A 12660-nucleotide genomic window follows, 5' to 3' on the forward strand; every position below is an offset into this window, starting at 1 on the left:
TCGAGGTATCGATGAAGGGTCCGGGTGTTCAGCCGCGCTATCGGGCGGTCAAGGAATATATCAGCGACAAGATCCGCAGCGGAGACTATCCCGCAGGGGCGCGGATTCCGACCGAGCAGCAGCTGACCGAAATGTTCGCTGTCAGTCGCATGACCGTCAATCGTGCCCTGCGGGAACTGGTTGCCGAGGGCCTGCTGCTGCGGCGCCAGGGGGTCGGCACCTTTGTCAGCAGCGTCCGGGCCGAGTCCCCGTTGCTGGAGATTCGCAACATCGCCGACGAGATTCGTGACCGGCATCACGTCTACAGCAACCGCCTGGAATGTCTGGAGGTGGCCCGGGCGGATGAACGGATTGCCGCCCGGCTGGGGGTTGCCGTCGGCGCGGAGATCTGGCATTCGCTGCTGGTTCACCTCGAGAACGGGGTCCCGGTGCAGTTGGAAGACCGTTATGTGCGCCGGGACATCGTGGCCGATTACGGCGCGCAGGATTTTTCCCGGCAGACGCCGAACCAGTATCTCAGTACCTTGTTTCCCCTCTCGGAGCTGGAGCATATCGTCGAGGCGATCCTGCCGGAAGAACGGGTCCGGCGGCTGCTGGATATGGATTGTCACGATCCCTGCCTGCTGGTGACCCGCCGGACCTGGTCGGGGCAGCAGCTGGTCAGCTGTGCCTGTCTCTACCATCCCGGCAGTCGTTACCGCCTCTGTTCACGCATCGGCACGACCGATTGACCTGTCACCGGGCCGAGGGTATGCTCGCGCAGAGACGCGGAGACACACCTGAATCAGTGAGCTTGCCACCGGCGAATAGCGCAAGCCATTGACCTGCCTGCGCTTCCCAAAAATCACCGGCGAACCTATGGGTGCGCCTTAGATTTTTGAAAATCGCATCCAGGCCAAGCACTTACACTCTTCATCCGGCACAAACCCACTGATTCAGGTACAGAGAAAGCGCCAGAGGTTTAGACTACTTTTTTGCGCTCTCTGCGTCAGACATTGAATGCTTTTTCACCAAGGATTCCCATGCGCCTGCCTTCCCCCCTGCTGTCCGGTAAACTGGTCCGGCGCTACAAGCGTTTCTTTGCCGATATCGAGCTGGATGACGGCACCCTGGTCACTGCCCATACCCCCAATACCGGATCGATGCTGCAGTGTGCGGTTCCCGGTTTCCCGGTCCTGCTCTCGGCCAACGACAACCCGAAACGCAAGCTGAAATACACCCTCGAACTGATCCGCGTGAACGGTTGCTGGGTCGATACCCACACTCAGCGCACCAACCGGGTGGTTGAGGAGGGGCTGCGCGGCGGGGCGATTGTCGAACTGGCCGGCGGCGAGGTGCGGCCGGAATATTGTTTCGGCGACAGTCGACTCGATTTCCTGGTCGAGCGCGGCACGGAGCGCGCCCTGGTCGAGGTGAAGAACGTCACCCTCACCGACGGCGGCAGCACGGCGCTGTTTCCCGATGCCGTCACCCTTCGCGGGCAGAAGCACCTGCGGGAACTGGCCGAGGCGCTGGAGCAGGGTTACCGGGCGGTCATCTTCTTTCTCGTCCAGCGCGGGGAGGCCGAGACGTTTGCCCCGGCCGACGAGATCGATCCGGAGTATGGACGCCTGCTGCGGGACGTGGCCGGCAAGGGGGTGGAGGTCCTGGCTTACCGGACCTGCGTCAGCGAAACGGAAAACCGCATCGGGGTGCGGTTGCCGGTGAGGTTGTGAAACCTGTTTGCCGCCAAGAAAAGCCTTTTTAACGGAGAGACGCTGAGAAGGAGAGTGCGCAGAGTCAATTCAAAGTCGGGTTTGAGGTGTTCAAAAACATAATGATTTCTCTCTGCCTCTCCTTCTCTCGGTCTCAGCGTTGAAATTCTTGACGTTCTTGGTGTCAGAAAACAGAGATTAAAATGAAAACTGTCGGCCTGATAACCGAATACAATCCCTTCCACAACGGCCACCTGCACCATCTGCGGGAGAGCAGGAGGCTCGCCGGTGCCGAGGTGGCGGTGGCGGTGATGAGCGGGCATTTTCTGCAGCGCGGGGAACCGGCGCTGGTGGACAAGTGGCGGCGGACGCGGATGGCGCTGGCGGCCGGGGTGGATGTGGTGGTGGAGTTGCCCTTCGCCTGGGCCTGCAACAGCGCCCCGGTGTTTGCCGCGGGGGCGGTGCGCTGCCTCGACGCGCTGGGTGGGGTTGACGCGCTCTGTTTCGGCAGTGAGGGTGGCTCTCTTGCCCCGCTGCGGAAGGCTGCCGAACTGCTGTCGCGCAAGCGCGAGTCTATTGAGAAAGAAACCCGGCGACGGCTGCGGCAGGGGGTGACGTATCCGGCGGCGCGGGCGCAGGTGGTCGCGGAGCTGGCGGATGAGGAGACCGCGAACCTGCTGGCCGGCCCCAACAATATCCTTGGAATCGCGTATCTCAAGGCGTTGGCGCAGTTCGACAGCCCGATCCGGCCCCTGACGCTGAAGCGGGTCGGGACCGGCTATCACGACCTGCAGGCGAGCGGGCGCATCGCCAGCGCCACCGGTATCCGCGCCATGCTGGCAAAAGGTGAGGGGGTTGCGGACTACCTGCCGCATGAAAGCGCGACTGTCCTGACCGATGCGCGGCTGGAGGGGTTATGTGTCGATCCCGAACAACTCTACCGGCAGTTGGCGACTGTCATCCTGCGCAACCCGGCAAGGCTCACGGAGATCTACCAGGTCGACCATGGTCTGGAAAAGAGGCTGGTGGAGGCTGCCCGCAGCTGCGGCGAGATCAGCGCTCTGGTTTCGGCGGTCAAATCACGCCAGTTGACCCGCACCCGCATTCAGCGCGTGCTCTGTTATGTGCTGCTGGACGTGGAGAGGGCGCTGATGAAGAGAACGCTGGCGAGCGGTCCGCTCTACCTGCACCTGCTCGGCTGCAGCGAACGGGGTCGGTCCTGGCTGGCATATACGCGCAAGCGCCGCAGCCTGCCGCTGGTGCAGAATTTCAGTCGCGTCCATGCCACCCTGAAACGCCTCTACGGAGCGGATGCCGGTCGTTACGAGGAAGCGCGAGGGCAGCTGGCGATGGAGGAACGCGCCACCCAACTCTACGCGCTGCTGCTGAAGCGGCGTCCGGTCGGCAGCCTGCAGCGCGACTACCTGCATGACGCCGTAACGGTCTGAGCCGGCTCAGTCGGTGATCAGGTTGGGCAGTTCATCAGTATCGTCGGCGCGCGGCGGGAAACTTTCAGCCAGCAGCTCGCCGCACTCGGAGATTGCCGCGCAGAGAGCATCGCAGAGCCGTTGTTGCTTGATGCCCTGAACGATGTCGGCAACGATGGTGTCCCATTTCTGCTGGGGAACCTTTTCGCTGATGCCGCGGTCGGCGAGGATGCGGACGCGGCGTTCAAAGAGGGAGATCAGGATCAGGATGCCGGTCCGGTCGCGGGTCTCGTGCAGACCATGTTCGAGGAAGGAGACCAGTGCCTTCTCCTCCACTTCGGCCTCGATTTCGGCCGGGTGGATCAGGCGTCGCTTGAGTCCGGGTGTGAAGCGGATCAGGAAGAAGAAAAGAGCGAACAGGACCGCGTAGATCGGCAGGAAGAACCAGATCGATTCGTCCCCGAAGGCCCAGCTCAGGGTCAGCCCGCCTGCCAGGGCGGCACATCCGGCTCCGACCAGTTCGGCCCGCGGGTAGTCGTAGCTGTGGTCGACGATCAGCGGCACCAGCTCGCCGCTGGTGCGTAATTCGGCTTCCGCTACCGCCTGTTCGATGCGTTGTTTCTCTTCCGCGGTGAGGATGGTTTTGGTTGTCGGTTCGGGCATGGTTTGTCCTTGCTCATTCGAATTGATTTGGGGCGCCAAGGAAACCTTTTTTAACAGAGAGGCGCAGAGGTGGAAGAGCGCGCTTGATAAGCTCAAAATTTGATTGAAATTTCACCGGCCCAGAGTTTCCTCTCCCTCTCAGCCCCTCTCCGACTCTGCGTTGAGAGCCTTTTCTTCCCTTGGTGCTTTTGGCGTTTTGAGTGAACAGGGTGCGCAGGTGGTCTACCAGCCGCCCGACGATCCACCGCCGCCGAAGCCGCCACCACCGAAGCCGCCGAAGCCCCCGCCGCCTCCGCCGAAGCCCCCGCCAAGCCCCCCGCCGCCGATCCAGAAGCCGCCGCGGCGGTAGTGGCGGCCGCGGAAACGCCGTCCCCCGCCGAGCAGCAACATGCCGGGACCGAAGAAGAGCAGCAACGGCAGCAGTCCCCAGGGGCTGCGCTTTTTCTTGCGCTTGGATTGTCCATCGGCCCGGTATTCGCCGCGGACCGCCTGCACCATGCCGTTGATGCCGGCGATGATGCCGCCGTCGAAATCCCCGAGGCGGAAATGGGGAACAATTTCATTGTCGATGATGCGTCCGGCCAGCAGGTCGGTGAGTCGGCCTTCGAGGCCATAGCCGACCTCGATGCGGACCTTGCGTTCTTCCTTGGCGACCAGCAGCAGGGCGCCGTTATCCTTGCCCTTCTGTCCCAATCCCCATTTTTCGGCGACCTTGAGAGCATACTCTTCCAGCGATTCCCCCTTCAGTGTGGGGATGGTCAGCAGCGAAATCTGCGTCGAATCGCTCTGCTCGAACTGGCGCAGGAACTGTTCAAGCCTGGTGCGGGTTTCAGGCGCCAGCAGTCCGGCCCGGTCATTGACGAAGCCGGTCGCGGTCGGTACTTCAAGGGCGAGGGCCGGAGCAGTCAGCAGCAACCCGGTAATAAGAAGAAGCAGCAGGCGGCGCATGGTTCTCAAAATTTCACCTTAGGAGCCTGCTCGGCGCCCGCCGTGGCCTTGAAGGGTTCCTTGCGCTCAAGATGCAGCAGCATACTGTTGGTCAGGTTGTTGGGAAAGGTGCGGATCGACGTGTTGAAGATCTGGACCGCCTTGTTGTAACGCTGGCGGGCGACGTTGATGCGGTTTTCCGTTCCTTCCAGTTGGTGCTGCAGATCGCGGAAGTTCTGGTTGGCCTTCAGGTCCGGATAACGCTCGGCAACCACCAGCAGCCGGGAGAGAGCGCTGGAGAGCTGCCCCTGGGCCTGCTGGAATTTCTGCAACGACGCGGCGTTGCCGAGATCCTTGGTTGAAATGGTGGTTTTACCGACGCTGGCGCGGGCTTCGGTTACCGCCTGCAGGGTTTCTTTCTCGTGGGCGGCGTAGGCCTTGACCGTCTCCACCAGATTGGGGATCAGGTCGGCGCGGCGTTGATAGGTCGCCTCGACATCGGCCCAGGCGGCGAAAACCGCTTCCTCGTTTTTCTGAATCTGGTTGTAGCCGCAGCTGGTCAGCAGTGGAACGGTCAGCAGCAGGACGGTAAACAGGCGCAGGGCGCGGGTCATGATCGGCTCCTTGTGACAGGTGGAATGGTTGTTCTGTCAATATAGGGAGCCGGAGTCTCCTTGTAAAGGGGACATGGCGATATTAATCCTGAAACAGTGAGGCCCGTGTCGGCGGACAGCACAAGTCATTGCTCTGCCCGAGTTGCCCAATAATCACCAGCGAACCTGCGGGTGCGCTGCAGATTTTTGTAAATCACATTCAGACCAGGTACTTGCACTCTCCATCCAACAGGAACTCACTGATTCAGGTTAATGGGTGGTTGCATGCAGCGGTTGCTGGTGCCGGCTGCTGAGCTCCGGTGCCCGGTAGGACAGCATCTCGTCTCTGGCGGCCGGCAGGCTGAAACGGACCTCGGTTCCTTCTCCGGGACGGCTCTGCAGATTGATGGTACCGCCGTGAGCCTGGACGATGGCCCGGCAGATGGTCAAACCGAGTCCAAGCCCCTCGACATCTCCGGCAATGCCGGCGCTGCGGAAATGACGATCGAAGGCGCGAAGCTCATCGTCACTGTTCATGCCGTGTCCCTGGTCGCAGACGCTGACCTGGACCATCTCCTGCCAGATGCCGGCCTGCAGCCGGACTGAGGTTCCTGAAGGGGCGTACTTGACGGCGTTGGAGAGCAGGTTGTGCAGCACCTGTTCGACTCTTTGCCGGTCATAATGCGTCGGCAGTCGTTCACTCGCGAGTTCCAGTTCGAAGTTGTAGTCCGGGTGTTCCCAGCGGAACTGGTCGCAGACCTTCTGCAGCAGAGGCCGCAAGTCCGCGTCTTCCCGCTGCAGCTGGAAACCATGTCCCTCTTCCAGGCGGGCCATGGTCTGCAGGTCTTCGATGATGCGCTGCAGCAGTTTTCCTTTCTGCAGGATGTGGTGCAGAAACTGCTGCCGTTGTTCAAGTTTGATCCGGGTGCTGTCGAGCATCAGTTCAGTGAACCCAATGATCGATGTCAGCGGGTTGCGTAATTCGTGACCGATGGAGAGCAGAGCGGTGGAACGTTTCTGTTGCAGGCCCCTTTCACCACTGGCATCGGCCAGGACCAGGGTTGCCCCGATCAGTACTCCGGAACTGTTGCGTATCTGCTCCGCCCAGACCCGCAGGTCGTGTCGGGAATCACCGGTTTTCCAGCTCAACAGGGTCTCCCGGTCACCGGCATCGCGGGCCAGCAACTGCTGCAGGGGACGGGTCAGGGGATGATGTCGCAATGCGTCGGCCAGCGGTTGGTGAAGCATGGAGCGGGCGTCGAGTCCAAGCAGTTTCGCGGCCCGGCCGGTGCAGAGGGCAACCTGTCCCCGCCCGTCGATACCGATGATGCCGACCGGCAGTGATTCCAGCATCAGGCCCAGCTGGCAACGCCAACCGCGTGCCGTGGCCAGTTCGTTTTCCAGTCGGCGATACCGTCTGCGCAACTGCTCGTGATCGCGGCGCAGTTCGGCCAGCTCATCCTGGAGTTGTGTCAATTCAGTGACTTCGATTTCTTTGGCGGTTGTCTCCATTGACATCGGCAACCCTCGCTTTCCGGATTGAAAAACATCTTTTAATTCGACAGATTACCCTGTTCAGACGGGTGGATCGTGTTGCCCCCCCCCTCAGGCGGGAAATCGACTCCGGATGAAGTGAAATCGCAAGGGGAGTGCCAAGGTTTTCATGAATGCCGGGAGCAGGAGGGCAAGATACTGAAAAACAAAAGAAAGTTTTGTCGTGCGCGGAATCGGTTCCGGGGATGGGGAGGGGTGGTTCGCCTGTCAGAGTCAAAATGCCGACGGTTTCAGTTTGTTTCGGTCTGTCCTTCGAGATCGAGAATCTGGTCGGTGATTTCGGAGAAGGCTATATCATGGCTGATCAGAAAGAGCTGATCGTACCAGTGCTCGGTGACCTCTTCCCGGCCGACGTCGATGGCGCGGAAGGCGCGGGCGAGATTTTCGCGGCGGGCGGCGTCGAGATTGGAGGTTGGTTCGTCGAAGAAGGCGATGCGGGCGCCGATGGTCTGCAGCATGGCCAGGCGCAGGGCGACTACGGCACTCATGGTCTGTCCGCCGGACAACTGGTCGTCAGCCCGTTCGCGCAGTCGGCCCTCGTGCAGGTCGCGCAGCACGATGCGATACTCTTCGCCCCAGGCCAGTTCTTCATCGGCTTCGGCAATGATGCGGTAGATGCGGTTGGCGCGCTGGCTGATCTCTTCGCGGAAGCGTTCGGAGAGGTAGCTTGAGACATTGCGAAAGACCCGGTTGCGGAGAAATCTGACCAGTTTTTCCTTTTCCTTCCAGGTTCTGACCTGCGCCTGCCGGGCGGTGATCTCTGTTTCAATCTGCTTGAGCCGGTCGATTTCATCGGCCAGCCGTTTCACGTCCTTCCCGAGTCCTACGGCCTTCTGGCCCAGGGCACCGACTTCGCGGCCCAGTTCATCCTTCTGTCGACGCAGCGCCTGGTGCCGGACGGTATCATACTCCCTGCTTTCCGCCTTGAGCTCGGTTTCTCCGGTCCTGAGATCCTGTTGCAGGCGGGCCAGGAGCTGCTCGAACTTTCGCAGCTCGGTTTGCAGTCCTTCGAGCCTGGACGCCTGTTCCCGGTGGGCCATGTAGAGATCACGCGCCGGCCGGTGCCGTTTCTGTTCGGCTTCCATCTGTTCAATCATGGCGGCCAGGTTCGCATATTCCTTGAGCGCCGTCTGTTTTTCGGTCAACTGCCGCTGGAGTGCGTCCCGGTCTCTTCCTGATCGTTCCAGCCCTGCGGCACGCTCCTGATTGGCCTTGAGTTTTATGGCCAACCCAGCTGCCTGCTCATCAAGTGTTCTGAGCTGCACCTCGAAGGCCTTGAGTTGTTCGGCGGCCCGGCTCGCCTCTTTTTCCGTCTGCTCCAGTCGAGCCAGCTCTTTTTCCATCGCTTCTCGTTCCGCGGCAAGTTCGGCCAGCCTGGTAGAGAAGAGATCCCCCGGTGGTTTCTCGGCGATGTTCAGGCAGGGGTCCTGAAAGAACGGACAGATCCCCTCGGCGAGCTTGTCTTTTCCTTCCTCAAGCCCGGTGCGGCGGCCATCGAGTTGTCCGAGCCGCGAACGCACCGCGATGATTGCTTCGCGCACCTCCGGCAGTCGGGCAGCCAGCTTTCGCGTCGTTGGGTCAACCTCCAGTGTCCTGCGTTTCTCGGTGAGGTTCCGCTCCTCGTCCGCAACTTCGAGCATCGCCCTCTCAATGGCCTTGCTTTCGGCAGCGTGGCGCGCGGTCAGCGCTGAGAGCTGTTTCTCGAATTGCGCCATCTCCTGTTCCAAACGGTGCTGCACCTTGGCCTGTTCGCGCAACTCGACCAGTCTCTTTTCCGCCTGCTCGCAGGCCTGTTTGCCGGCCATGTTTTCGCTCACCACCCGGCGGGACTTCTCCGCTTCGGCGATCAGGATTTTCTGGGCGGCGACCCGTTCCCTGCCGTTGTCGATTCGCTCCTTGAGCTTGTCGATTTCGGTGCCGAGGGCCTTGATCTTCTGTTCGCGCCTGTCGATCTCAACCAGCTGTTCCTCAAGTTTCTGGAGCTCCTGGCCCTTGCCGTGGCACTCCTGTTCCGTCCGGGCGAGGTGTTGTATGGCATCTTTGTGCGCGGAACGTTTCTCCGGCAGGACCGCCAGCTGCTCCTTCAGTGGACCGATGGCGCTTTCCAGCACGCTGACCTTGTTCGCGATGGCCTTGAGCAGGGCGTTGGACCGGGTGAAGGTCTTGCGCCAGGTGTCGATACCGAGAATTTCATCGAACTTGTCCCGACGTCTGGTCGGCTGTCTGATGACGAAGGGGCCGAGGAACTCATGCTGGAAGGGGCCGATCACCAGTTCGAACTGCTCGGCGAGGGATCGCCCGTTTTCGAGGCCAAGCAATTCCTTCAGCCGCGCCTCGGTTTCCCTGATATCCTTGTGCTCCTCGACCTCGAAAGCTCCGCCGACCTCTTTGGCCAGCAGCCATTTTGCCGGGGTGCCGACGGTGCGGCTGACCTGGAAGCGCTCTTTCCGGGCCTCGAAAAGGATCGTGATCTCCCCCTTTTTCGCGCCGATGGAGATGAAACGCTCGACGTTGCCGACAAAGCTCTGCGCGTCGACTCCGAACAGGGCGTAGCCGATCGCTTCGAAGATGGTACTCTTGCCGATGCCGTTGGGACCGGCGAGGACGTTGATTCCCGGGGAGAAACTGAGATCAAGATCGCGGTGCGACTTGATATTTTTCAGCCGGATGGAGAGGATCCGCATGGTGGTTACGTCTCCTCTGTGCCCAGCAGGGCCAGCAGTTCGTCTTCATCCACCTCGTTCTTCTGCAGCATGTCACGCAGCGTCAGTGACAGTTTCACCAACTCATCCTCGCGTCCCCGGTAGTCACTGCCGGAGCCGATCAGTTCGCGGAGCACATCCTGTTCGATCTCGGCGAGGCTCTTTTTCTCAGTCGCCGCGTCTCCGGCACTGCTGACCAGTGACAGGTGATTCTTGATTTCCACGTGCAGGGGGGAGGCGATCTCTTCCAGGGCGAGGCGCAGTCGTTCCCGCCCGAGTTCGAAGGGATGGAAGCTCACTTTGCCGACCAGCTTCAGTTCCAGCAGCGGCCGGCGTTTATCGGCAGGGAGGAGTTCTCCGACCCGGGTGAGGCATCTCTCAAGTGCCTGTTCGGCGTTTTGCGATCCCGACAGGTCGATGGTCGCGACCAGCATCGGGCGGGGGGCGGTGGTCCGGAACTCGGCAGAGAAAGTTCCGTTCTCAAATGACACCAGGTAACAGCCTTTGTCGTACGTCTCTTCACCGAAATTGACCCGCTCCGGAGAACCGGGATTGAAGGCGTAGGGCTGTCCATCCGAAGTTTCGACAATATAGGGTTTATGGCCATGGCCGAGGGCGACGTAGCCGAAGGTTCCGGCGAGGGGGTGGGCCTCCTCCGGCTTCATGTTGCCGATCTCCACCGGCGAGTAGCTCCAGATGCCGACATGAAAAAGGAGCAGATTATTCTCGGTGGTTACCGCATCGCAGATCCGCTCGACGTGGCTGCCGGCCTGGGCGCCGATGTAGCCGAGGCCGTAGATGTTGACATCGCCGATCTTGATCCGTCCCCCCAGTCCGGTCTCCTCATCGAAAGGATCGAAGCGGTAGCCGCCATCATCTGTCCGGGTCGGGCGCAGTAGGCGGATGTAGCCCATCTGTGACAGAGCCTCCATCCAGGAGACGCTGTCACGGCGGTGAATCCAGTCATGGTTTCCCTCGATGGCGATGCAGGGGATGCCGACCTCCTTGAGGGGCTGGAGGGATGCGATGGTGCGGGCGAAGGTGCGCGGCAGGATCTGGCCGACGTGGAACAGGTCGCCGCTGATCAGCAGAGCGTCGACTTTTTCGTTGATGGCGGTGGTGACGATCCGGTCGAGGGTGGCGAAAAAATCCCGGTAGCGTTGCGTGCTGCCGGGACTGTTGCGGTAGGTTTTGCCGAGATGGATATCGGCGGTGTGGAGGAAGCGAAGCGTCATGGCCCCACTCTAGCAGGCCCATCCGGCGACATCAAGACCGTGATCGGCCGGAATCATTCACTCTCTTTGTCGCGGCATGGTCTGCATGACCGCCAGCACCCGTCGGGCGTAATTAGCCTGCTTGTCGCGGCTGACGGCATTGTAGCAGCCGATTCCCCGCCAGGTGTAGCCGAGGCGCTGCAGGCAGTCGGAGAGAATCCTTGCCCCGGCCTTGACGTTGGTGCAGGGGTCGTCGAGGGCGTTCCAGACGGCGGGCGCAAAGCTCTGCCGCCAGCGGGAATTGACCTGCATTACGCCGATGTCGGTGCTGCCGTCGGGGTTGTGGTAGATCGCCCGGGGATCGAAGTTGGATTCGACTTTGGCGATGGCCCAGAGCAGGGCCGCGGGAACCTGGTAGCGGTCGGCGGCCTGTTCAAAACAGAAGGCGCCGGCAGCGGCGGGGTGAATACAGATGGCTGCCAGCAGCAGGATGATCAGCGGGGTTCGGTTCATCTCTGTCGTTTGTCCGGGTTGCTGTCGGGAATTGCTTCATCCTGAATCAGGTTCATTTTACCCGAGCGACAGGGAAGAGACAAGCTGGTCGGCAGCGGCTCCGCAGCGACGCGAGCCAGGGCAACGAAGCAGACGGGCGCTTTTCATCGGCCCCGTATAAAAAAAGGGGCTGCCTGGGCAGCCCCTTTCCTTCAGGGAAGCACGAATGCCGACCGGCAGGATGGACAGCGGGCTTTTTTGCCGCTGAGGGTTTCCTTGTAGGCCAGCTTGTGGTTACACTGGCCGCAACGAGCCAGTTTGACGGTCGGTCGCTGCGGGTCCGGTTCGAGGGCGATGATAGCGGGTTTTTCCTCCACGGGTTCCGTTTCTGCCACCGCAGCTTCTTCAGCCGGGGCGGCCACGGGTTTTTCGGCGGGTGTCCCGGGGGCCGGTTTCTCCTCGGCGGGCGGCTGCTCCCCGAAGCCGGCAAAAGGATCGTCGGTCGTTTCAGTTGCGGAATCCTCCGCTGATTCCTCATGGTTGAAGGCGCTGTCGAACTGCTGATCGAGGTTGGCCGCTTCGGCATCTTCATCCTCAGTGAATTCGAGGGCGCTGTCGTCGCCGCCAAAAGCTGTTTCCTGGGGCTCCCGGTTGTCGGAAGCCTCGGCAAAGGGATCTGCGTCGTCACCGGTTTGCTCTTCTTCGAAGGCGAAGGCGTCTGCAGCAGGGGCCTGGCTCTCTTCGGTTGTTTCTTCCCCGAAGGCTTCTTCAGGGCTGACGGCAAATTCAAAGCCCGTTTCCCGGGGGCTGTCATCCGCCGCGGTTTCCGTGACCGTCGCCGGTTCCATTTCCGTGGTTTGTTCGGTGGCGGGCGCTTCCTGCTCCTGTTCGGTCGCCTCATCCAGGTCGAAGGCTGCGGCCAGCGGGTCATTGTCGTCTTGTCCGGCGGGCGGGGGATCCGTTTTTTCTTCCTCCGGTTCCCAGGCGGCGGGTGCAAAGGCGGTTGTTGCCGAAGTGGACTCGGCGGCTTCTTCAACCGGAACCCCGGCTTGTTGCTGGGACAGGAACTGGTCAAATTTTTCGTTGAGTTGTTTCAGTTCCTGGCTGGTGGCGTAACTCCATTTCCAGATGCGCCAGACAAAAAACGGAACCAGAATCGACAGCACCAACATCAGCAGGTAATAAACCATAAACATCAGGCCGCCGGTCGCTCCGAGCATCTGCATCGCTCCACTATCCATTACATTCCCTCCTGGCTGGGTAGTTTATCAGTCTTTTAATACCTGCACCGGGGAAAAGTGTCAATATTTTAACGAGTTTTATCTTCTTTCATGGCGGAATGAATTTGCCCGACGATGAAGATGGCGCGTCAACGCTCTAATGTTCCGATGCCG

General features: G+C 60.9%; 11 protein-coding genes. 3 read left to right on the forward strand and 8 right to left on the reverse strand.

Annotated features, from left to right (window positions below; genetic code table 11):
• The first annotated feature begins 11 nt into the window (after nt 1-11).
• The 3 genes from hutC to B5V00_RS03725 all read left to right on the forward strand — a co-directional run bounded on the left by hutC (nt 12) and on the right by B5V00_RS03725 (nt 3142).
• Nucleotides 12-731, forward strand: a complete 720-nt coding sequence (hutC, locus tag B5V00_RS03715) for a histidine utilization transcriptional repressor HutC (protein WP_085009566.1) — start codon at nt 12-14, stop codon at nt 729-731.
• Between the two features lie 291 nt (nt 732-1022).
• Nucleotides 1023-1715, forward strand: a complete 693-nt coding sequence (gene sfsA / locus B5V00_RS03720) for a DNA/RNA nuclease SfsA (RefSeq protein ID WP_085009415.1) — start codon at nt 1023-1025, stop codon at nt 1713-1715.
• Nucleotides 1716-1897: 182 nt separating this feature from the next.
• Nucleotides 1898-3142, forward strand: a complete 1245-nt coding sequence (locus B5V00_RS03725; protein WP_085009416.1) for a nucleotidyltransferase — start codon at nt 1898-1900, stop codon at nt 3140-3142.
• A gap of 6 nt (nt 3143-3148) precedes the next feature.
• Here B5V00_RS03725 and B5V00_RS03730 read toward each other — a convergent pair whose 3' ends face one another.
• From B5V00_RS03730 to B5V00_RS03765, 8 genes are all read right to left on the reverse strand, one after another.
• Nucleotides 3149-3784, reverse strand: a complete 636-nt coding sequence (locus B5V00_RS03730; RefSeq protein WP_085009417.1) for a TPM domain-containing protein — start codon at nt 3782-3784, stop codon at nt 3149-3151.
• 222 nt (nt 3785-4006) lie between these two features.
• Nucleotides 4007-4732: a TPM domain-containing protein gene (locus B5V00_RS03735; protein ID WP_085009418.1), complete on the reverse strand. Its 726-nt coding sequence runs from the start codon at nt 4730-4732 to the stop codon at nt 4007-4009.
• Between the two features lie 5 nt (nt 4733-4737).
• On the reverse strand, nt 4738-5325 hold the full coding sequence (locus tag B5V00_RS03740; protein WP_085009419.1) for a LemA family protein: 588 nt from the start codon (nt 5323-5325) through the stop codon (nt 4738-4740).
• Between the two features lie 249 nt (nt 5326-5574).
• Nucleotides 5575-6822 (reverse strand): sensor histidine kinase, encoded by a 1248-nt coding sequence (locus tag B5V00_RS03745; protein WP_085009420.1) that lies wholly within the window; start codon nt 6820-6822, stop codon nt 5575-5577.
• Nucleotides 6823-7088: 266 nt separating this feature from the next.
• Nucleotides 7089-9542, reverse strand: coding sequence for an AAA family ATPase (locus tag B5V00_RS03750; protein ID WP_085009421.1), 2454 nt, complete (start codon nt 9540-9542; stop codon nt 7089-7091).
• Nucleotides 9543-9547: 5 nt separating this feature from the next.
• A complete protein-coding gene (locus B5V00_RS03755; protein WP_085009422.1) occupies nt 9548-10795 on the reverse strand; it encodes a metallophosphoesterase family protein in 1248 nt (415 codons plus the stop codon).
• 57 nt (nt 10796-10852) lie between these two features.
• Nucleotides 10853-11287: a lytic transglycosylase domain-containing protein gene (locus B5V00_RS03760; protein ID WP_085009423.1), complete on the reverse strand. Its 435-nt coding sequence runs from the start codon at nt 11285-11287 to the stop codon at nt 10853-10855.
• A gap of 191 nt (nt 11288-11478) precedes the next feature.
• A complete protein-coding gene (locus tag B5V00_RS03765) occupies nt 11479-12507 on the reverse strand; it encodes a hypothetical protein (protein WP_139800638.1) in 1029 nt (342 codons plus the stop codon).
• Nucleotides 12508-12660: the final 153 nt, after the last annotated feature.

The sequence above is a fragment of the Geothermobacter hydrogeniphilus genome, from assembly GCF_002093115.1.
GTDB classification, from domain to species: domain Bacteria; phylum Desulfobacterota; class Desulfuromonadia; order Desulfuromonadales; family Geothermobacteraceae; genus Geothermobacter_A; species Geothermobacter_A hydrogeniphilus.